26 protein-coding genes and 3 tRNA genes are annotated in these 20,846 nt (G+C 47.0%); 14 read left to right on the top strand and 15 right to left on the bottom strand.

Annotation, left to right across the window (positions count from 1 at the left end; genetic code table 11):
- The first annotated feature begins 10 nt into the window (after positions 1-10).
- The 4 genes from O9X78_RS08585 (at position 11) to O9X78_RS08570 (ending at position 3,473) form a co-directional block, all read left to right on the top strand.
- Positions 11-655 (top strand): HEPN domain-containing protein, encoded by a 645-nt coding sequence (locus O9X78_RS08585; protein ID WP_269619222.1) that lies wholly within the window; start codon positions 11-13, stop codon positions 653-655.
- 169 nt (positions 656-824) lie between these two features.
- Positions 825-1,748: a GIY-YIG nuclease family protein gene (locus O9X78_RS08580; protein WP_269619221.1), complete on the top strand. Its 924-nt coding sequence runs from the start codon at positions 825-827 to the stop codon at positions 1,746-1,748.
- Positions 1,749-1,854: 106 nt separating this feature from the next.
- Positions 1,855-2,667, top strand: a complete 813-nt coding sequence (locus tag O9X78_RS08575; RefSeq protein WP_269619220.1) for a hypothetical protein — start codon at positions 1,855-1,857, stop codon at positions 2,665-2,667.
- Positions 2,668-3,050: 383 nt separating this feature from the next.
- Positions 3,051-3,473, top strand: coding sequence for a hypothetical protein (locus O9X78_RS08570; RefSeq protein ID WP_269619219.1), 423 nt, complete (start codon positions 3,051-3,053; stop codon positions 3,471-3,473).
- A 126-nt stretch (positions 3,474-3,599) separates the two neighbouring features.
- Here O9X78_RS08570 and O9X78_RS08565 read toward each other — a convergent pair whose 3' ends face one another.
- The gene (locus O9X78_RS08565) at positions 3,600-4,820 is read right to left on the bottom strand and encodes a tyrosine-type recombinase/integrase (protein WP_269619218.1); all 1,221 of its coding nucleotides are present in this window, start codon (positions 4,818-4,820) and stop codon (positions 3,600-3,602) included.
- Positions 4,821-5,144: 324 nt separating this feature from the next.
- Between O9X78_RS08565 and O9X78_RS08560 the strand changes: the two genes are divergently transcribed.
- Genes O9X78_RS08560 through O9X78_RS08525 form a run of 8 tightly spaced genes read left to right on the top strand, consistent with a single transcriptional unit; the run spans position 5,145 to position 9,633 of the window.
- On the top strand, positions 5,145-5,816 hold the full coding sequence (locus O9X78_RS08560; protein WP_269619217.1) for a Bax inhibitor-1/YccA family protein: 672 nt from the start codon (positions 5,145-5,147) through the stop codon (positions 5,814-5,816).
- A 45-nt stretch (positions 5,817-5,861) separates the two neighbouring features.
- The gene (gene tusD, locus O9X78_RS08555) at positions 5,862-6,260 is read left to right on the top strand and encodes a sulfurtransferase complex subunit TusD (protein WP_269619216.1); all 399 of its coding nucleotides are present in this window, start codon (positions 5,862-5,864) and stop codon (positions 6,258-6,260) included.
- Positions 6,261-6,614 carry a sulfurtransferase complex subunit TusC gene (tusC, locus tag O9X78_RS08550; RefSeq protein ID WP_269619215.1) on the top strand — a complete coding sequence of 118 codons (354 nt, stop codon included), beginning with the start codon at positions 6,261-6,263 and terminating at the stop codon, positions 6,612-6,614. It abuts the gene before it with no gap.
- Entirely contained in the window at positions 6,614-6,877 is a 264-nt protein-coding gene (locus tag O9X78_RS08545; RefSeq protein WP_269619214.1) for a DsrH/TusB family sulfur metabolism protein, read from the top strand. Before tusC ends, O9X78_RS08545 begins: the two co-directional genes overlap by 1 nt.
- Before the next feature lies 1 nt (position 6,878).
- Positions 6,879-7,214 (top strand): TusE/DsrC/DsvC family sulfur relay protein, encoded by a 336-nt coding sequence (locus tag O9X78_RS08540; protein ID WP_269619213.1) that lies wholly within the window; start codon positions 6,879-6,881, stop codon positions 7,212-7,214.
- Between the two features lie 16 nt (positions 7,215-7,230).
- Positions 7,231-8,223 carry a glycosyl transferase family protein gene (locus tag O9X78_RS08535; protein ID WP_269619212.1) on the top strand — a complete coding sequence of 331 codons (993 nt, stop codon included), beginning with the start codon at positions 7,231-7,233 and terminating at the stop codon, positions 8,221-8,223.
- 25 nt (positions 8,224-8,248) lie between these two features.
- Positions 8,249-9,349, top strand: a complete 1,101-nt coding sequence (gene trmA, locus O9X78_RS08530) for a tRNA (uridine(54)-C5)-methyltransferase TrmA (RefSeq protein ID WP_269619211.1) — start codon at positions 8,249-8,251, stop codon at positions 9,347-9,349.
- Positions 9,346-9,633: a 4a-hydroxytetrahydrobiopterin dehydratase gene (locus O9X78_RS08525; protein WP_269619210.1), complete on the top strand. Its 288-nt coding sequence runs from the start codon at positions 9,346-9,348 to the stop codon at positions 9,631-9,633. Before trmA ends, O9X78_RS08525 begins: the two co-directional genes overlap by 4 nt.
- A 21-nt stretch (positions 9,634-9,654) precedes the next feature.
- Here O9X78_RS08525 and O9X78_RS08520 read toward each other — a convergent pair whose 3' ends face one another.
- The 7 genes from O9X78_RS08520 to O9X78_RS08490 all read right to left on the bottom strand — a co-directional run bounded on the left by O9X78_RS08520 (position 9,655) and on the right by O9X78_RS08490 (position 14,533).
- Positions 9,655-10,512: a hypothetical protein gene (locus tag O9X78_RS08520; protein WP_269619209.1), complete on the bottom strand. Its 858-nt coding sequence runs from the start codon at positions 10,510-10,512 to the stop codon at positions 9,655-9,657.
- Between the two features lie 11 nt (positions 10,513-10,523).
- Positions 10,524-11,120: a dUTP diphosphatase gene (locus O9X78_RS08515; protein ID WP_269619238.1), complete on the bottom strand. Its 597-nt coding sequence runs from the start codon at positions 11,118-11,120 to the stop codon at positions 10,524-10,526.
- 146 nt (positions 11,121-11,266) lie between these two features.
- Positions 11,267-11,521 (bottom strand): hypothetical protein, encoded by a 255-nt coding sequence (locus O9X78_RS08510; protein WP_269619208.1) that lies wholly within the window; start codon positions 11,519-11,521, stop codon positions 11,267-11,269.
- Positions 11,499-11,855, bottom strand: a complete 357-nt coding sequence (locus O9X78_RS08505; protein WP_269619207.1) for a hypothetical protein — start codon at positions 11,853-11,855, stop codon at positions 11,499-11,501. Before O9X78_RS08505 ends, O9X78_RS08510 begins: the two co-directional genes overlap by 23 nt.
- Before the next feature lie 74 nt (positions 11,856-11,929).
- Positions 11,930-12,766, bottom strand: coding sequence for an NADPH-dependent 7-cyano-7-deazaguanine reductase QueF (queF, locus tag O9X78_RS08500; RefSeq protein ID WP_269619206.1), 837 nt, complete (start codon positions 12,764-12,766; stop codon positions 11,930-11,932).
- 17 nt (positions 12,767-12,783) lie between these two features.
- A complete protein-coding gene (locus O9X78_RS08495) occupies positions 12,784-13,557 on the bottom strand; it encodes an ABC transporter permease (protein ID WP_269619205.1) in 774 nt (257 codons plus the stop codon).
- 61 nt (positions 13,558-13,618) lie between these two features.
- Positions 13,619-14,533: an ABC transporter ATP-binding protein gene (locus O9X78_RS08490; RefSeq protein WP_269619204.1), complete on the bottom strand. Its 915-nt coding sequence runs from the start codon at positions 14,531-14,533 to the stop codon at positions 13,619-13,621.
- Positions 14,534-14,796: 263 nt separating this feature from the next.
- On the opposite strand from O9X78_RS08490, the gene O9X78_RS08485 reads away from it, so the two are divergent.
- Positions 14,797-15,195 (top strand): PA2817 family protein, encoded by a 399-nt coding sequence (locus O9X78_RS08485; protein WP_269619203.1) that lies wholly within the window; start codon positions 14,797-14,799, stop codon positions 15,193-15,195.
- 100 nt (positions 15,196-15,295) lie between these two features.
- On the opposite strand, the gene O9X78_RS08480 is transcribed toward O9X78_RS08485, so the two are convergent.
- The 4 genes from O9X78_RS08480 to msrB form a co-directional block, all read right to left on the bottom strand.
- Positions 15,296-15,371 (bottom strand) — tRNA-Gly (locus O9X78_RS08480).
- 175 nt (positions 15,372-15,546) lie between these two features.
- Positions 15,547-15,622, bottom strand: a tRNA-Glu gene (locus tag O9X78_RS08475).
- Positions 15,623-15,797: 175 nt separating this feature from the next.
- Positions 15,798-15,873, bottom strand: a tRNA-Glu gene (locus O9X78_RS08470).
- 156 nt (positions 15,874-16,029) lie between these two features.
- Positions 16,030-16,428 carry a peptide-methionine (R)-S-oxide reductase MsrB gene (gene msrB, locus O9X78_RS08465; RefSeq protein WP_269619202.1) on the bottom strand — a complete coding sequence of 133 codons (399 nt, stop codon included), beginning with the start codon at positions 16,426-16,428 and terminating at the stop codon, positions 16,030-16,032.
- A gap of 186 nt (positions 16,429-16,614) precedes the next feature.
- Between msrB and O9X78_RS08460 the strand changes: the two genes are divergently transcribed.
- Positions 16,615-17,853, top strand: coding sequence for a pyridoxal phosphate-dependent aminotransferase (locus tag O9X78_RS08460; RefSeq protein ID WP_269619201.1), 1,239 nt, complete (start codon positions 16,615-16,617; stop codon positions 17,851-17,853).
- Between the two features lie 28 nt (positions 17,854-17,881).
- Here the strand turns inward: O9X78_RS08460 and O9X78_RS08455 are convergent, their stop codons facing one another.
- The 3 genes from O9X78_RS08455 to O9X78_RS08445 all read right to left on the bottom strand — a co-directional run bounded on the left by O9X78_RS08455 (position 17,882) and on the right by O9X78_RS08445 (position 20,769).
- Positions 17,882-18,505 carry a YceI family protein gene (locus tag O9X78_RS08455; protein WP_269619200.1) on the bottom strand — a complete coding sequence of 208 codons (624 nt, stop codon included), beginning with the start codon at positions 18,503-18,505 and terminating at the stop codon, positions 17,882-17,884.
- A 202-nt stretch (positions 18,506-18,707) separates the two neighbouring features.
- Positions 18,708-19,631, bottom strand: a complete 924-nt coding sequence (locus O9X78_RS08450) for a class I SAM-dependent methyltransferase (RefSeq protein ID WP_269619199.1) — start codon at positions 19,629-19,631, stop codon at positions 18,708-18,710.
- On the bottom strand, positions 19,624-20,769 hold the full coding sequence (locus O9X78_RS08445) for an ATP-NAD kinase family protein (protein ID WP_269619198.1): 1,146 nt from the start codon (positions 20,767-20,769) through the stop codon (positions 19,624-19,626). Before O9X78_RS08445 ends, O9X78_RS08450 begins: the two co-directional genes overlap by 8 nt.
- Positions 20,770-20,846 lie beyond the last annotated feature (77 nt).

Below are 20,846 nucleotides of genomic sequence, written 5' to 3'. Positions count from 1 at the left end.
GGAATAACTAATGCCATCACAAGCCTATAGACGGTTCATACATAATGCCGTTGACGTCGATCGTCTAATTACATCGCACGGCACGCTATGTAGTGGCACAAGTGGAAAGAAAGCGCTTGGCCATATAACCAGAAGTGGCATAGTCATGTTATGTGCAGCGTGGGAACTATATGTCGAAGACCTCCTCATTGAATGCTCAAAATATTTAGCTATTCAAACAGAAAAACCGCTCAACCTTCCAATGCCTGTACAGAAGCACTTAGCAAAAAAAATACGTGAGAATAAAAACGAACTAAAACCATTAGAGCTTGGTGGATCTGGTTGGCGCGATGTTTATGTTGCTTACTGCCAAAATGAAGTGCGGGCAATAAACACCCCCAAGACAACGATACTCATACCGATTTACCAAAAATTTATCGGACTCACAGATATTTCAAGCATGTGGACCATTGGCGGGCAATACATAACCGACTTTGTGTCAGTGCGTGGAGATATTGCACACAACGGTAGATCATCGTCTTATATCAATCTTTGGGAACTGATTCAGTACAATGACTGCATAAAACTTACCGCCAAGGAAATGGATAATAAAATTTGTGATTACGTGTTTCAGCTGGTCTCTTACACCAAACAGCCATGGCGTAAAGTCAGTTGAAATGATCCATAACAAAAAACGCACTGGCAGCAATGCGAGTCTATTTTAGGCCTCAACGATTCATGACTGGTGTCAGGTGTAAGCCAGTAGGCACTCATCACATTAAGCCTGCATTTACAGAATGAGGCCGCGTTTACCGCGAGTGGTAATAACATTGGAGATGAATTTAATGCCTTTTGGCAAATCAATCCGCATATTCCTACCAGATGCGACCGTGACAGGGATTCGACACGCAGAAATACTGAATCGTACCGGGCAAGCGATTGCTTGCCCAAGAAGTCGTCTCGACGAGCTAAAAAAATGGCCTGAAACCGTTAAGCCTGGAGTCTATTTCCTGTTTGAAGCTAGATTGGGCGACTCCAAACCAATGGCCTACATTGGAGAATCAGAGAATGTTGCCGAGCGATTACTCGCACATGATCGGAAAAAAGATTTTTGGAATGAGGTCGTTATCTTTTCAAATAAAGATGACAACCTGAGTAAGTCACACATCAAGTATTTAGAATCGAGGCTAGAGTCGCTAGCCAAAAATGCTGACCGGTACGAGCTAGAAAACGGAAATTCTCCAACACAATCAAGCCTATCTCGTTCTGAGCGCGATGCGATGGAGGAGCTGCTCGAAGATATTCGATTGTTTCTCGGCACACTTGGCTATCCAATCTTAGAGCCCCTTATCCAATCACCTCACTCCGCATTAATTACTGATGGCCCCTTAATCCCCAGCGGTGCGTCGAGTGATGAATTTACCTTTAAGGTACATAAGCTTGTCGCGAGAGGAATACAATCAAACGAAGGCTTTGTGCTTAAAAAGGGCTCTATTGCCTCCAAGACAAACACCGATAGCTTAAGCCCAAAGCTTGTTAAACTGAAGGAACAGCTTGTTATTGATGGAAGACTAGTCAGAGAAAATGAGCACCTCCGGCTTACAAGGGACCTCCTCATGAGTTCATCAAGCTATGCAGCTGCACTAATTGCCGGTACGGCGCGCAGCGGCCCGCAAAGCTGGTATTCCGTGAACGGTAAAAGCCTTAAGGAATTAGAAGACCAAGCTGCAGAAAGTTTAGAAGTACAGCTTCGCGGGGACAACACTTAGCCGCGCGCCGCTGACACCTCAAAACGTCCTGCTACGCTGGCAATTATGTATTGCCTAGCAGGCATTATATGCCGCTTAGAAAAGGTTGCGAAATTGAGACATATTAATGAGTAAAGCAACATTCCCGCCTACATTTTTACTATTGAAACAGGAAGGCTACCTGATTAGCTCATCTCTTACGAATGGGCTGACAGCATTGAGGTCCGCTCATGTGCATAACAAAGGAGCGTTTTACACATCATTATTTAATCTGTCAGTTGGTTTTGAAAGACTGTTCAAAGCAATTGTTATTATAGACCATATGTTATGCAACCAACTCTCCGTGCCAACCAAAAAACAGCTTCAAGCTCGTGGGCACAATATCATCGACCTGTACGACGAATGTTTGAAAATCGGCATAAGCAGAAACTCAATAATTCCAGCTAGACCCCAACTCGACTCAATAGATAATGAGCTATTACAGCTGTTAAGTGATTTTGCCAGCGCTACGCGGTATCACAATTTAGATGCACTAAGCGCATTTGGCACAAACCACGATCCGCTGGCCAAAATAAATGAAGTACTTATCTCGATTCTCGCTACTGACGTATCACAAAACAAAAAAGACAAGATACACAAGGACACTAGTGCCGTGGCAAACCAGATTGATGATATTACTGTTACATTAATGCATGGACTTGACCAGCGACCGCTAACCACCTCTGATGCACTAACTCTGCCCGAACTGCACCAGCAAGCTGTCCAATTCGCAGTGCTCCGCCTTGTAAAGCTGCTTTCACCAATTAGAGACCTTCTGGGAACGGTTAGCCATGAATCTTACGGTCTGGGCCCTGTTCCCGCAATTCCACAAATGCAGGAATTTTTAGAATGGCTATGGAATGATCGTCAATATGTACTCAGAAAGAAAAAATGGCCGTAAACTAGAATCTTACGTGATATTTGACGCACCATAACTAGCCTAGTAACCAAGGATGTATCATCGCAACTAAAGAAGACTTAGCAGATTGGATCGCCGCCGGACTTAAAGCCAATGGCGTAGCGCGCGCCTACTCGAAGTAGCTAAATATATCTGTGTTAACTGAGAGTCTGAGCTTCGCCGCTCAGGAGACCTTTTCTACAAATGGCAATATGACATGCGATGGGCCGCAAATCAGCTGCGAAATAGCGGCGTAATGAAATCGGTGTCCGGATCACCAGCTGGAGTCTGGGAGCTAACGTAATAAGCCCACTAGGCTAGTCGAGTCTCAAAATCATTAATTTAGCCGCCTCTTTGCTACTAACAACCGTATGAGCTTATGCATCATGCCCATTAAAATAGATAAGTTGGAAATTGCTGATCAAATGCTTGAATCTGCCATTGAGGAATTTCTCGATAAAAAGAGGTTCTTCACAGCGTTCAATTCTGCGGGAGTAGCCTCAGAAATCTACGCTAAGGCGATTCGATTAAAAGGCAGTACAGAATCTCAGCGCGAAGTAATTGATGCCGCGATGGCCTTAATGCAGAAATGGAATGTCCCAGACTCATCGCTCAGAGAAATGAAAAAAATTGCCAACCGCCTAAAAAACGGCATAAAGCATTTTGATTCCGAAAATGATAGGTATATTGAACTAGCCCCTGAAGAGGAGGCTATGTATATGATTGCCGAAGCGATGACCAACAGTGAGAAGCTATATCGGGCTCAGACTCACTTCCATCCAAAGGTTTACCGAGTTCGAACGAGTTAAATCCATCGAAATTGTCGCTCAGTGACGTCGCGAAGAGGGTTAAACAATGATGATCAGACAAGCGCAGCAACACACTCACTTGATACACTTCATTTGCTTCGCGTTTCAGGCCGCGTGATTCACCCGCTACGCCCTTAACTTTATTACGTTTCCGTTAACGGGAACGCAATAAGCAGCCCAGGCATCCATTAAATCAGTCCGCTTTTTAATGAGGTCACCTCGCTGATAGGCCGCCTCCGCTCCATCTTTCAACTTATGCGCGAGGGCCATTTCAGCGACACGTCGAGGAAAGTTGGTTTGCTCTGCCACCCAATCTCGAAAAGTCGACCGAAACCCATGGACAGTGATGTCTTTTCGCTCCATGCGGTGAAGCACCTTAATCATTGCCATGTTCGAGAGCGGCCGGCCAACTTTTTGACCGGGAAATACGTAAATATCGCCGGTGATACCGTTCTTCATTTCGTGCAAGATTGATAATGCTGGTTTTGACAATGGTATGCGCTGTTCTTTTTCTCCCTTCATACGCTCGGCAGGTATCGTCCAGACAGCTTTTTTTAAGTCAAACTCTGACCAAGTTGCCTCAATGGCTTCTGAAGTACGCGTCGCCGTTAAAATAACCAACTGTAAAACCTTAGCTGCGCTCCCCGGCTGCTTTTTGAGTGCGGCCATAAAGACTGCGGCCTCGTCATAAGGGAGCGCATTGTGGTGCTTCACTTTTTTCAGCTTAGATGGTTTCGGTAAAACCTTGTCTAAATTCCCCTTCCAGCGCGCCGGATTATTACCACTTCCATACTTACGCACATTTGCCCAATCAATAACTAGCTCAATTCGATTACGCACCCTTGTAGCAGTCTCAGTCTTTTCCAGCCAAATTGGCTGGAGGATCGCCAAAACATCGTCTAACTCAATATCCGCAGCCGGCTTATCACCGATGACAGGGTAAGCGTAAGTCTTTAGCGTGTTACGCCACTGCTGTTCATGCTTCCGGTTTTTCCAATGCGGTGACATATCGTCAATATAAGTTTCGGCGCAATTTCGAAAAGTCATTTTCCGCGCAGCTTCCGCTTTTCTCTCTGCTGATGCTTTGGCTACGTTATCCGCCTTTTCATCGAGAGGATCTATACCGGCCTTTACCTTTAGCCTGAGCCTGTTCCGCTCCTTCCTTGCCTCTGACAAAGATATTGCAGGAAACCCACCTAAACCCTTAAAACGGCGCCGCCCGTTAATCTGGTATCGATATATCCAGCTCTTTGTTCCGGCCTTCGCAACCTGAAGGTATAAGCCCTCACCATCGCCATACGTCCCCGGATCACTTAGCTCTTTTATTTCCCGTGGATCTAAATTCATCTATTTAAACTCATACCCGCCACTTTACCCGCCACTTTATACGCAATACTTTGAGTTATCAAGAAATGAAATGAAACACCTCAATCAGAATAGTCAGCTAAAAATACCGCTATATATAGCGATAATACAGAGTTAATTGGTTTTATTTTGTTTCAATCTATTTCAAAGTATGTAGGACTGCCCCTCCGCCACTTTTATCGCTCCTCGCTACACCAATCTTCCTTTGCAAGTTACTCCACACACAGTATGATGAGACCTGTTATCATTAACGTTGTTTGCAATTAATGTATAGCAATTAGTGTTTAGCAATTAACGGAGTAAAACATGCAAGATAAATCAGTCTTCCAGACACACGGGCACGCGTTACCCGCCCTGGAAACTAGTAAGGTACTTCGCAACACCTATCTATTGCTCGGTATGACCCTAGTTACCAGCGCAATCTGCGCAGGGATCGCAATGGCAATGAATATCGGCCATGGCATTGGGCTTGTTTTGTCTATTCTCGGTTTTGTAATGCTATTTGTTGTTAATAAAACAGCAGACTCAAGCAAAGGCATAATCGCTATATTTGTGTTTACCGGTTTATTAGGCGCTGCTTTAGGCCCGATGCTTAAAATGTACCTTGCCCTGCCCAATGGCGGCGAGCTTGTTATGCAGGCGCTTGGCGGTACCGCATTAGTATTCTTCGGCTTGTCTGCCTATGTGCTGACCACCCGCAAAGACTTTTCCTTCCTAGGCGGCTTCTTGATGATCGGCCTGCTGGTTATGGTCGTTGCAAGCATTGCCAATTTGTTCTTCCAAGTTCCCGCAGCGTCACTTGCCATATCTGCGGCCGCTGTATTTATTATGTCTGGCCTGATCCTGTTTGATACCAGCCGCATTATCCACGGCGGGGAAACAAACTATATTCGTGCAACTGTCGCACTGTATCTAGACATTTATAACCTGTTTGTTCACCTACTACATTTACTGGGCATATTCGGAAGTGATGACTAATCACCAACCTAACCACCATGTAAAAACGTCAAAACAGAGGCCCTAATGAGCCTCTGTTTTGCAATTCTGGTTACGGGCCAACCCTATTCAGACCAATCGAGTCATACCGCACTTAAATTTTGCAAGGCTGTCATTGAACGCAAACACCGAATTTACCGAGTGTTTTTTTTCAACGATGGCGTTCACTGTGCAAATAGCTTCATAACGCCACCCCAAGACGAGCTGTCTATTCCGGTTCAGTGGCAATCACTTCAAAAAGAGCATGAACTCGACTTAGTCGTCTGCGTTTCTAGCGCCCTTCGTCGCGGCGTCGTTGATGAAAAAGAGGCGCAACGTTATGAAATCGACGGTCACAATATGAACGAGAGCTTCAATATCGGCGGCCTTGGTCAGTGGGTTGATGCATGTATAAATGCTGACCGTATTGTCCGATTCGGAAATTAAATGCATTTTTTATATTTATTTACTCGCCAAGCATACGGACACAGTCTCGCTCGCGAAGCAGTTGATATGGCTTTGGCCACGGCCGCATTTGATCAAAAAATCAGCTTGGTATTTTTACAAGACGCGATCTTTCAACTGTTAACCGCCAAAGATGCAACGATTATTGAAGCAAAACCCCATTCTGGCATCATAAATGCCCTGCCCTTGTATGACATCGAAAAGATTTTCTATCTTAAAGAAGATCGCGAGGCACGACAGCTAAGTCAAAACTCGCTAGTGGCACACGCGAGCGAAATTTCAGCCGCCAAGCTGCACGAATTATTACGCAGCGCGGACCGAGTACAGAGTTTCTAATGCATCTCCATATTTTAAATAGCCCTGCCAGTTACGACAGGTGTAAAAGCAGCTTATCAGATACCGACGCCATTATATTAATTGAAGATGCGGTCACGCTAAGCCCGTCGATACTGGGCAGCACGGGACAAGATATAGCATTTTACGCACTGAGAGATGATCTCCTACGCCGGGGAATTACCCCAAACCAGAAAATAAATCTTCTAGATTTCCCAGAGTTCGTAGATTTATGCGTAGCCCACCCACAGTGCATCAGCTGGTAAGATGGGCGCTCTCATTGTAAACGGCCAAAAGATCGCCACTGACAAAGACGGGTTTTTAAAGAACCTAGAGGATTGGTCGCCAGAAGTTGCCTCGGCTTTAGCGGAAGATAGTGCGATATCACTAACTGAGCAACACTGGGAGCTAATTCAGCTAGTCCAGAGCTATTACAAACAGTTCGGCCTATCGCCCGCGATGCGGCCACTGATAAAATACGCGAAACTTGAATTTGGATCTGACAAAGGCAACAGTCTGTATTTCTTGACGCTGTTCCCTGGTAGCCCAGCAAAAATTCTGAGTAAAGTTGCAGGCCTACCCCGGCCGGATAACTGCCTTTAATCCTAAGAGTAGCAATATGTCGCTAGAACATCCCTTTGCGCAATACGTACGCATTTTAGGTAAAGGCAAAACCGGTTCTCGATCACTCACAGAGTCAGAAGCTCGTCATGCCATGGGCATGATACTGCGAGGCGAAGTTGAAGATGTCCAGCTCGGCGCCTTTCTGATGCTTTTACGGGTGAAAGAGGAAAGCTTTGAGGAACTCGCGGGATTCGTAAAGGCCGTAAGAGATACCATCTCGGCGCCAGTAATTAGCGTTGATTTAGACTGGGCGAGCTACGCGGGGAAACGGCGCCAATTACCTTGGTATTTACTGTCAGCTCTCGCACTGGCAGACAGCGGTCTGCGCATCGTTATGCATGGTGCATCGGGCCACACCGCGGACAGAATTTACAGCGAACACGTCTTAGCAGCTCTTGGTGAGGTCCCCGCGTCGTCCTGGCCTGATGTAGAAGAAAAGCTCAATCGATCCAATTTCGCTTACATGCCCTTAGCTAACTTTTCGCCAATGCTGCAGCGCATGATCGATCTTCGCAATCAATTTGGTTTACGCTCTCCAGTACATACTTTATCCCGTCTACTAAATCCGTTATCTGCGCCCTTTTCTATGCAGAGTATTTTTCATCCCGCCTACGCAGAAAACCATCAACAGGCCGCCGCCTTACTCGGGCAAGCCCATGCGGTGGTATTTAAAGGTGAAGCCGGTGAGGCGGAACGCAAACCTGAAGCGGTATGCAAAGTTAAGATGGTTCACAATGGCGTGCTGTCAGAATCTGAATGGCCAAAGCTACTTGATGGACGTCAGGAAAAACTCGATTCCCTCAATATTACAGAGCTAGTATCAGCTTGGCAGAATGACATTGTTAGTGAATATGGCTACCTAGCCATTATTGGTACTATCGCGATTACCCTGCAACTGCGCGCCCCTGAATTAGATCAACAGCAATGTATGCAACAGGCTGAAGTAATTTGGCAGAACAGAGACCGCATGCGAATCAAGTCCCGCTGAAAAGCGCTATCCAATCGGAACGACTATGAGCTTAGCACCCATCGACGTAAACAACTATTCCACCATTCTCGAAAAGAAGGCGAACGAGGTTTCTGCGCTTTTTGACGACCTTGCATTACCCTCGCCAACCATATTCCCATCTGAGCCGGAGCACTACCGATTGCGGGCAGAGTTCCGTTTATGGCATGACAACGGTGACGCTTATTACGCCATGTTCGACCCGGCTGAGCCGAAAATACCTGTACGCATAGATCAGTTTCCTATCGCGTCAAAAGCTATTTACGACCTGATGCCAACACTTTTGGGCGAGCTGAATGGCAACATAATTTTAAGCAAGCGGCTTTTCCAAGTTGAGTTTCTGAGCACCTTAAGCGGCGATATGCTTGTCAGCCTGATTTACCATCGTCGTCTTGACGAAGAGTGGGAAGCCAGCGCCCGTGAATTGGCGACGAAGCTGGATATTCAAATTATTGGTCGTAGTAAAAAGCAAAAACTTGTACTTGAGCGCGACTACGTGGTCGAAGTTTTGCCTATAGGCGACGAACAGTATACCTACAAGCAATTTGAGGGAGGCTTTACCCAGCCAAACGGCAAACTCAATGCCACCATGATTGGCTGGGCAAAATCTCAGGTAGGCGATAATCAAGATCAAGATTTACTGGAACTCTATTGCGGTAACGGCAACTTTACCGCGCCACTTTCTAAGCACTTCAGAAAAGTGCTGGCCACAGAAATCTCGAAGACCTCGGTTAAGGCTGCGCATGAAAATTTCGACTTAAACGGCATTACCAATACCAACGTGCTCCGTATGTCGAGTGAAGAACTTACCTCAGCGCTCAATAAGGAGCGCAGCTTTCGACGACTAGCTGATATCAACTTGGATGACTTCAACATTAAAACGGTTCTGGTAGATCCGCCACGCGCGGGTTTGGACGAAAATACCCGCCAACTGATTTCCAATTTCACGGATATTGTCTATATCTCGTGCAACCCAGAAACGCTACACCGAGATTTGCAAATATTAACCAAAACTCATGCGGTTCAGGCCTTCGCCCTCTTCGACCAGTTCCCGTACACTCATCACATGGAATGCGGCATATTTTTAAAAAGTAGAGACAAGCCATGACAGTGAAGCTAACCGATTTAGAAATCAGTAATGCACTTAAAGAACTAGTGGGCTGGGAATTAAGTGACGGGAAATTGTGCCGAGTGTTTGAATTCAAGGATTTTATAAGCGCGTTTTCATTTATGACCCGCGTAGCCATTCGTGCAGAGAAAATCGACCACCATCCCGAGTGGAGCAACGTGTATAAAACCGTTACTATTGCTTTGACAAGTCATGATGCCGGTGGCCTGACCGCAAAAGACTTAGCACTAGCAGAAGCGATAAAAATCGAATTTGATCGTTGAGTACCGATTCATTTCTGAATGCTAGTAAAAGTCCACGCCTAACTGCTGAAGATGTCGACTAAGATAATCGTCTAAGGTCGCAATATCTTCAGGATGAATGTCTAAAACCAATAAACCCAAATCTTCGCACAACTCCGCACGTCGCATACGGGCGGATATCGCATCAGAATGGTCACTGGCACCCCAATACTCAAGGCAAACCCTGTTATCGGGCAAATAGAAGTCACTGACCTGCAGTTCATCTACAGGCAAGGGTCGATAAATGCTATACCGTACACCAGCTAAATAAAGCCACTGCGCAATATGACAATGCTCACGGGTTTTACAGGCAACGCCATCTAAAGCAATCCAGCCATCAGCCTTATCGTCGAATAAGTCTTCGGTGGCCTTCTCTTCTATCCGACACTCTTTGAGCAAACGAAGAAAAGCCTCACGACTCCGAATCTCTTCAGGCCAGAGGACATAACTTAAGCTACTCTGCTGATTTTCAAAGAGCTGTCCGCCAATCGCACTGCCAGTCGGGGTTAATTCCCAACCGCGCGAACTAGGCTTTAACCAAGCTAATTCAACAAACACCCGATTTAACTGCCGGCCACTGAGGCCTTCCATTCTGCCAAGCGCAGCCGCAGACAATAACTTATTACTCTCCATCGCCTTGAAAAGTTGGTGTTCCAGCAAATTTTGTGGCCACACAATATAACGGCCGTAGCGCTTACTGCTTTGGTAGCTACCGCCTTCAAACTCACCCTTGCTTGTTAGCACCCATCCATCTTCAACCTTGCGTATCCAGCCATAATCCTTAAGTACAGAAAATAACTGCTGAACAGGGATTTCTCCCTGCTTGGCTATTGCTGAAGTAGATAGCTTGTCTGATGACATTCTAAATCCGCCTAAGCCCTTGGATAACGCGCAGCGAGGCCTTGATACACATCGTCGGCAAACTGGCTGGATGTCACGTCCGACTGAGCCAATATCTCGACTAAGTGCACATTATCTTCCTCTCCCTGCCATACCTTTTTATAGCTTCCGTCTTTATAACCATGATCTTGACGGAAAAAATTCAATACATTTTTGCCAACATACTGTTTATACAGATCATCAAAACTCAGCTCAGAGGCCGTCATCAAATCCCAAAACAGCGGAACCGAGAAACCTTTGGTACGTAAACAGTACTCTGCAAGCGCCTCAGTGGCAGCGAGCACATCTAAACCAGAAGGCTGATGATCTGCAAGTTCGGACTCAATCGCGCTGGCCATGCTAGCTATATCAACGCCATCTTTAAATAACGCACTCATGCCAAAGTGCCAAATATCAACCACTTCTAACTGAACCTGTGCCAAATCAGGATGTTGCTTCTTCCACCACTTATAACCGTAATGATCCATTAGCTCGCCACACTCTATCCAAGCGGCACGATACCAAGCAAAACCTTGCTTCATCCAATCGCTATGTACTTTGCTATTCATGCGGTTTTGCAAATCCAGCATAGTGATAAATGCTGCTCGACGCGTTGAATCAGACACTATTAAATCCACCCATCAAAAATCCGAGTGCACATGATAAACAAGGAAGAGGTATTAAGCAGCGACTATTTGCGGCTTTGTTGTATGGGTGGGTAATCCAACTTAGTAGGCTATTGCGATAAATTCTCGCCCAGTTCGATGAAATAACTCAACAAGTCTGCATTTAGAACTTCGCGATAATCTTCACTGATACGGTCGGTAATAGTTTCAGGAATTTGCGCCATAAAATTAGCCGCATAGCTAACACGACGATCCTTAAGACATAAGCTGATCGTCGAATGTGGGCCGTGTACTGAATAGTGCATCGCCTCCAAAGGACGACTTTTTTGCATGTAACCCACTTTATGCGCAACGCTGCTGATCATGGGTGTACACCACTGATAACTTTCGGCCATGGGCAAAGTCGACTACCTGCAAGGGCATACCGGCTAATAAGTGTGACACAGCATTTTGCGGAAGTGCCGGCAAACACACTATGTTTTGTGGCGCCGCAGCGCCGGGAAATAATAGTAGAAGGTCTGTAATTTTTGACGCGCCATCGGCGCTTGCTCCACGGGAGAACAGTCGTATATCAGCACCCTGCAACTGATCCGGCAGGATGTTATCGACAGCGAGATGTTTCACGGTGTCATTTTTGTTGTAACCAAGCAGATAACTCGCTACCAGCATCGCGGCTCTCTCACATTTCAGATTAAACACGATTATGCGCCAATAGAAATGAGAAACTATCCGGTTATTTACCTACCGAGATAGGAGGTATAAAAAGCGAACGCCTACTGACGTGCACCACGGGCATTCAGCGCAACGACACTAGAATCGGTGCTACGCCAAGGGTTTATATCCAAACCGCCTCGACGGGTATAGCGAGCGTATACCGTTAGCGACTCTGGCTGAAGCCGACTAATTAAATCGCTAAATATGCGCTCCACGCAGTGCTCGTGGAACTCATCATGCTCACGAAACGACACGATATAAGCCAATAATTGAGACCTATTAATCTTCGGGCCGCGATAGTGAATTTCAACAGTGGCCCAATCTGGCTGAGACGTTACCGGGCAGCGTGAACGCAACAAGTTGCTGTATAACTTTTCACTAACCACTTCCCCGCTTACTGCCTGCAATAATTCCGGCGCAGGCAAAAAAGACGATGGACTAATGTCCAGTTCGTCTAAACACTCACCCACCGGCAGCGAAATCCTAGAGACCTCCGCCCACACATTCGGCGTATATACCTCGACCTCAACGTCTGCGCCCGTAGCGCGACTTAAATCTGCAAGCAATAAGCGCTTTAGCGCATCAACATCCTTAATTCGCGATTGGTTAAAGGAGTTCAAATACAATTTAAACGACTTTGATTCGACGATATTGGGGCTGTCAGCAGGAAAACGAAACTCCGCACAGGCCACCTTTGGCATGCCCGACTCAGTTAACCAAGACACCTCATAGGCATTCCAAATATCAACGCCCGAAAACGGTAAGCTCGAAGCTCCGCCTAGCCCTAAAGTTTCGCGCCCGGCGTCCCTAGAAATGGGGTGCAAACACGAGGGGTCGTACTCTTGCGGGTAATCGACCTTTTCACCCAGCGGCCCATGATGTTTTTTATCGCTCATTGCAGCTTTTTAACTCACTAATGACGCAGGCGAGTGCCGCTCGCCAACAAATACATACAATAGGCGTAAGCCGCCACAGTAAAACCACCCACCATCAAAAATGCCGTGGTGACATTCACGTCAGATACACCTAATACGCCGTATCGAAAAGCGTTAACGATATACAGCATGGGGTTTAGGCGGGACACGCCCGCCCAAAAATCTGGCAATAGATCAATCGAATAGAAAACGCCACCAAGATAGGTTAAGGGCGTTAATACAAATACCGGCACTATTGATACATCGTCAAAATTATTGGCGAAAACGGCATTAATAAAACCCGCCAAAGAAAACATAATGGACGTCATCAGCACGATACCGATAGTCACGCCAACGTGTTGAATATGTAGACTAGTGAAAAATAGCGACAACATGGTCACGATCAAGCCAACAAGCAAACCTCTCGCCACACCACCTATGACAAACCCCCACAACACAGTGTTATTCGACATGGGTGATACCAGAATCTCTTCTACAAAGCGCTGAAACTTGGCACCGAAGAACGAGGACACCACATTTGAATATGCGTTGGTTATGACCGACATCATAATCAAACCGGGTACCACAAATTCCATATAGGTAAAGCCACCCATTTGGCCAATTCGCGAGCCAATTAAGGCTCCAAAAATCACGAAATACAGCGACATGGTTATTGCTGGCGGTAATAAGGTCTGCATCCAAATACGTAAAAAACGTCGGATTTCTTTGCGGACAATGGTGTAAAACGCCACCCACTGCTCTGCTAATGTCATTCAATACTCCATCTATTCAAGGCTGGCGGCCACCAACAGTTTTACGCCAACAACATCCGGTTTACTTAGTCGCGAGCAGGCCCACAAATAATTCTTCTAAACGATTCGCTTTATTCCGCATACTGGTCACCACCAAGCCCTGCTCGTTCAAGGCGACAAAAACCTCATTAAGTGAACTGCCTTTTTTGAGGACAAGCTCCAACATATGGTCGTCAACATAGCGGGTATCAAAGCCTTCAATTTGAATATCTGGCGTGATCACATCGCGGGTATCTAAAATAAACACTTCCTTTTGCAGCTGCCTCAGCAAGGCCTTCATACTGGTATTTTCGACAATATTGCCACCATCGATTATCGCAATATGGCGACAAAGACTCTCCGCTTCTTCTAGGTAGTGAGTCGTAAGAATAATAGTGGTACCGCTGCGGTTTATTTCCGTGAGGAACTCCCACATAGATCGGCGCAGTTCAATATCGACACCCGCAGTAGGTTCATCAAGAATCAATAAACGGGGTTCATGGATTAAAGCGCGAGCAATCATAAGCCGCCGTTTCATACCGCCGGAAAGCATCCGCGACGCGACATCGCGCTTATCCCAGAGACCAAGCTTTTTAAGGTATTTTTCAGCGCGCGTACCGGCAATCGACCGACTCAATCCATAGTAACCAGCCTGATTAACGACGATATCCCACACGGTTTCAAAATTTGAAAAATTAAATTCTTGAGGAACGACACCGATCTCGCGCTTGGCAGCGGCCATATCAGTTTGAATGGAGTGGCCAAATATGTGAACGTCTCCAGCGGACTTTTTAACGAGAGACGAAACAATCCCTATTGTTGTCGACTTACCCGCACCATTAGGGCCAAGAAGCGCAAAAAAGTCCCCCTCCTTCACTTCTAAATCTATGCCTTTTAGAGCCTCAAAGCCGTTGTCATAGACTTTTCGTAACCCTTTAATCTGCAGGGCAATTCCCATAGTATCTACCTAAATCAGTTTCTGCCTAAGCACAATGAGTCAATTAAGGCCGACCAACTCTCATTAATTTTTACTGCAAATATCCGCGAACTCCCTAGAATACCTGTCGTTTTTGGGTAAACAACGTGGTTTTTACGTAAATACGACTGTGATGCGCAGCGCTAAATGAGTATGGACAGGCGACAATTAATTAGCCGCCTATTCTGCCACGCCGAGGCGATGGAATACACAACAGCCTGAAATCTAGCCTAAATGGAGCCACAGTGACGACAAGATTAGAATATTATCGCCAACTCAGTAATACACTCAGCGACGTATGTAAAAAGGTGATAGATCAGCACCCTAGCCATAGCGAAGAAAGCAACAGCGAACTTCTCGCATTATGCGCTGATCTTGACGCAAGTTTTATAAACCAGGGCGACTACGCTGTCATTGGCCAAAGTATCGTTACCCGCATCATTAGTCATTATCCCGATATTACGCCGCAAATTCACCGCGACCTACTTTGGTTTTTCGGTGGCGATTGCCTTCATTATTTGGGGGACGAAGAAATACAAAAATACCAAGAAATCGAAGAGCGCTATTACGACTTAAGTGAAGTCCAAGGTGAGGACAAAAGCTGCTACCGGAATCTTCGCGCCCAAGTCTTCAATATGCATTGAATCTCAAATTACTACGCAAAGCAGCCATTAAAGTGGTGGTTTGCGTAGTAAAAACGAGAGGCGAAAAAAAAGCGAAGCATTTGCTTCGCTTTTTAAAATTTGGAGCGGGAAAGGAGGCTCGAACTCCCGACCTCAACCTTGGCAAGGTTGCGCTCTACCAACTGAGCTATTCCCGCAAACACCGGTCGCTTGTAATCTATTGGATTAACAAAACTACCGTACAGCCTTGATAAAAAACACTTTTTTGCGACCCTATCAAGACGGGCGCATCTTAAAAAGTTTTTCTTACACTGTCAATACACCGTGGCGGGTGTTTATTTAACAGATCTCTACGTGCTGCAACGTAGAAATTGGCGTCCCCTAGGGGACTCGAACCCCTGTTACTGCCGTGAAAGGGCAGTGTCCTAGGCCACTAGACGAAGGGGACGCCGCGAGCCTTTCAGAGCGATAATGCTGTCCCTGAAAGAGGGCGCAATTTTAGAGTGACTCCCCCACCCCGTCAAGGCCAAATTAGCACTATATCGAGGAAAAATAACAAAAAAAAAGAGAAGCATTTCTGCTTCTCTTTTAGCGCTGCCGACAGTGTCAGCACCGCGGAATAATGGCGTCCCCTAGGGGACTCGAACCCCTGTTACTGCCGTGAAAGGGCAGTGTCCTAGGCCACTAGACGAAGGGGACGCCGCAAACCTTCCAGACTCCGAGTCACTTGACGTCTGAAAGTGGCGCGAATTCTAGAAACCTTATGCCCCGCCGTCAAGCCGCTTTTTACAGTTAAGGCCAAAAAAGCGAAAAAACCTCACAAATCGACTACTTATGCGCCAAATTGACCACAATTCAATCAGTTGACTCGTCGAGTTTCAGGGAAAGCGAGTTAATGCAGTACCGCAATCCCGTCGGTTCAGGTCCATCAGGGAAAACATGACCCAAATGTGCCTCGCATTTCGCACAGACCACCTCTTCACGAACCATGCCATGACTCGTATCTCGGTTCACTCCAACGACCTCCTCCGCAACCGGTTTATAAAAACTCGGCCAACCAGAACCAGAATCGTATTTAGTCTGCGAATCAAACAAAGGTTGACCGCAGCAGCGACACAGGTAACTGCCCTGCGCCTTTTCATTGTAGTACTCGCCGGTGAACGCACGCTCTGTTCCCTTCTGTCTACATATGTAAAATTCCTCTTCAGATAGAAGCTCCCGCCACTCCTGCTCAGTTTTCACTACTTTTTCCACGAATACCTCTCCACCTAAATGCCTGCAAACCCGTATACTTAGCGTCCAATCTATTTACGCACTATAAGCTACAGTAGTTTATACGGCTTTAAATAGCACACAAGATCTATCAAGCAGCTCGTCAGCTAATCGGTTCGACGAACTGACCATTAAAACGTCGGTTGCGGCCGACTAAGAAGGCGGGACATGGTTCAGCATTTAAAATCTAAAAAACTCAATAACGTCTGCTATGAAATTCGCGGGCCCGTGTTACAGCGCGCGAATGAATTAGAAGAAGAAGGCCACCGCATTCTTAAGTTGAATATCGGCAACCCCGCGCCGTTTGGCTTTAATGCGCCTGACGAAATCATTCAAGACGTGATTCGTATGCTGCCAGACAGTGAGGGCTATAGCGATTCAAAGGGCCTATACAGCGCGCGCAAAGCGGTTATGCAAGAATGCCAAAAGATCGGCATTCCCGGTGTCGGCGTTAACGATATCTACCTTGGAAACGGCGCTAGCGAGCTGATCAGCATGGCGACCCAAGCGCTGTTAAACCAAGGCGACGAAGTACTCATTCCCGCGCCAGACTATCCGCTATGGACTGCTGTTGTGTCGCTGTCGGGCGCGACTCCCGTGCACTATTTATGCGATGAAGATAATGGCTGGCAGCCGTCTATTGAAGACATAGTGAGTAAAATCACGCCAAACACTAAAGCGATTGTCATCATCAACCCGAATAACCCAACGGGTGCCGTGTATAGCCGTGAAATGCTTGAACAACTCGTGGCCATCGCTGAAGCCCACAGCCTTGTGGTATTTGCCGACGAAATTTACAGCAAAATCCTGTACGACGATGCCGTGCATATTCCGATTGGCAGTTTAAAAGCCGACATTCTATGCCTAACCTTCAATGGCTTATCAAAAGCCTACCGGCTGGCGGGCTTTCGCAGCGGCTGGTTGATCGTCTCCGGTGCAAAAGACCGCGCCGCAGACTATATCGAAGGACTTAATATACTGTCGTCTATGCGCTTGTGCGCCAACGTCCCAGCTCAACACGCCATACAAACAGCGCTAGGCGGTTACCAAAGTATTAACGAGCTAATCCTGCCCGGCGGACGCCTGCTTGAGCAGCGTGATTTGGCGCATAAAATGCTGAACGAAATACCTGGGGTAAGTTGCACGAAGCCAGCCGGCGCAATATATATGTTCCCGCGACTGGACCCAGAAATATATCCAGTTCGCGACGACGAGCGTTTGGTTTTAGACTTGCTGAATCAAGAAAAAATACTCTTGGTACAAGGCAGTGGTTTTAATTGGCATGAGCCAGATCATCTTAGAATCGTATTCTTGCCGAACAAGCTTGATCTCGCCGACGCAATAGAGCGCTTTGCTAACTTCCTAGCGTCTTACCGCAAGCAGCTATTACTGACGAAACAAGCCTAGCTTGATTTGCCGACCCACAACAGCCGCTTTACGGCTGTTGTGCACTGTCCTCGTTCGATGGGTTGAGTGGCGGCCCAGTAAACTCCGCCTCAATGATAACCTCTACACTATCGCCCACACCCATCGTCGAACCCGGCGCTGGAATACCGAAAGAAATACCAAAATCAGACCGTTTAAAGCTAGCTCTTGCTGAAAAGGCAATCCGTCCATGTGGGTCCATGGGATGGCCAGCGTAACCACCGTTAAATGTCGCATCGAGTACAACTGGTTTAGTAATGCCATGTAGGGTCAAAACACCGGTGATCTGCACTGCACTGGAACCTGTCGCCTCGACTTTTGTCGACTGGAAAATGATCTGCGAATATTGCTCTGTATCTAACCATTCGGGACTCAACAAGGTCTCAAGAAAGCCCTCTGGCGGCGACGGTAGAGCGAGCGAGTACGGGTCAATCATGGCAACCACACTCATTTCAGCGGGACTAAGCGGGTCAAAATTAAGCTCCGCAGTGAATTTGGTGAACCGCGCGGTATACAAGGAAAAACCTAAATGACTAAGCCGAAATGTCAGGTCAGCATGAGAGGGATCGACGCGATAAGCCCCCGCAGGCGCTTCTGTAACAAAAGCTACGTTAGCTTCCGCCTTTATCATCATTTTATGATTCTGCCCCTACATCCTGTTTATATTTTAACCGCGTGGCTTCGCCACGGATTACAAGTTCACTTTATTTCTTAGCAACACCCCCCTAGTCGATTGGAACATTATAATTTCGACAGACACCGCCAATGTTTTTGTGCCCCTTGGCATTCCCTAGCAATGAATCAAATGTACGCGAAATCAAACGTCGACAGCGCAATTAAAGACGGTAATGCAGAACTTTCAAGGCCGCATCAGAATCTGCCTCTGGAAAATCTGCCCGGCCCTTGAGACGAGATATAAATTTAGCAGACGGGCAACCCTCCGACATCAACTCCCGCAGAAATTCTTCCCCCACATAGGGTGCATTTAGACACACTAAGACATCGCCCCCCTCTGACAAAAGTGCAGGAAATTGTCGAACCAATTTACGGTAATCTTTGAATGCGTCGAAGCTGCCTGGCTGACGCGAAGGCGGGTCACAGATCACAATGTCGAAGGGGCCCAGTTTTTTCAGTCGCCCCCAGGATTTTAGAATATCGTGACTGAGATAGCTTATATCTGCCGGCATCTTCGGCGCTGGATTCAATCGATGATTTTCACGCCCCTGCAGTAGCGCGGGCCTACTGGTATCGATATTCACAATTTTATTCGCGCCAGCCTGCTCAGCAGCGACCGAAAATGCGCAGGTGTAAGAAAACAAGTTAAGCACGCGACGTCCTTCCACCCGCTCCGCAAGCCACTGCCTTGCAGGCTGCATATCCATAAAATAGCCGATATTCTGCTTGCTATTTAAATCCAGTTTAAATCGGCAAACGCCCTCTTCAGCGAAAACGTTTGCCGGAATCTCACCCCATAGGCAATAAGTTGACGCGGTCTTTTCATAGCGTTTTTGAACCACTGCAGCGTCACAACATGCACTAAAACGAAATTTTAATGCATCACAGAAATCCGCCCAGAACCCTTCATCTGGCTGCCGATATAAGACAATCCACAGTATCGGCTGAAAGAAGTCTACGGTGAAATATTCAAAGCCTGCAAAGCACTGCCCGCGACCGTGAAACAGGCGTTGAGCGCCTTTGTCCGCAGATAATGTCCAATCAGAAAACCCAGAAACGGCACTGAACTGCGCAAAGTCACTCACCGCTGGCACTGACCCTATACATGACGCTGTCACGATAGCCGGTGATCACCTTAATAAAGCCCAGCCATTCCCGGTCGACCTCTTGGTCATTACTGTCAACCAGTAAAGGTCGGCCATTAAGTTCGGTAATCTTGGTTTTTGTCGCGATGATGATGAAGTTATCTCGACCAATTCGTTTAATGATGGCCGGTGTTAATTGCTGATTTCCACGCCCAAGAATATGACCTTGACCACCAATGGCGGTAATAACCGCCTTAACTGGCCCATCGTGATCAGTGATACTTTGCATTAGAGACGCTGCGCTGACGTCGCTGGCTTTTAGCTCAAAATTAGTGATGAGATCTACACCCAGTAAAGTATTGTCTAGACCGAGCTGCGCCATTATCGCTGCAGTAGTGCTGCCGGGGCCTATCACGTAGAGCGTTTCGGGTTCCATTTCATCAATGATTTGGTCAGCAATATCCGCCAGCACAAGCTCCTTTTGCTCACGTCCACCCGCTTTTACATGTTGTAAGAATCCGCCAATACTCGGCACAGTGAGTTCACCGAAATACTTAGAACGCACATTGCCAGCTCTAAACGCGTCTTCATCGATATCTCTGACTTCTTGCTGGCTTACATCAACCAATTTTCCAGTGACCAGCGCGATCACAATATCCGCCGCGCTCTCTGGGCTGACGGCATAAACACCGGAGTGCATTTTCACACCAGCGGGTACGCCCAGGCATGGAATACATGCTCCAACAGCACTGTAAATGTCCCGCGCGGTGCCATCGCCACCCACAAATAGCAAAAGATCGACGCCGATTTCCGCCAAGGACTGCGCTGCTTGCTGGGTGTCGGCCTGAGTCGTCAGGTTCGCATTAGCAGCATGGCCGACCGAAACAAACGGCAGGCCGCCAACAGTCAGTGCATCGTCTGACTCGCTTTGCGCAGACATCAAGCCCGAGAAGCCGTAGACGGTGACATCTTGAATTCCACTAGATGCAATTCTGGCAAGGCAACGCAGCGCACGCGCGGCAGATCGGCCAAAATCACTCGACTGGACAGTCGCTAAATCAAGCCCATCACTCCCCTTCATTGCCATTGGCCCACCGAGGCCCGCAAAGGGGTTAACCACTAATCCAAGTTTAAACATCGCATCCTCTAAAGCACACCAACTTCAGCTTGGCGCTTAAGTCTTTATTAAAACCGCATTTATTCAAGATCATCACT

The organism is Zhongshania aquatica (assembly GCF_027257955.1).
Taxonomy (GTDB): Bacteria; Pseudomonadota; Gammaproteobacteria; order Pseudomonadales; family Spongiibacteraceae; genus Spongiibacter; species Spongiibacter aquatica.
Note: the sequence above shows the minus strand (reverse complement) of the source record. Positions and strands in the feature narration are given on the sequence as shown.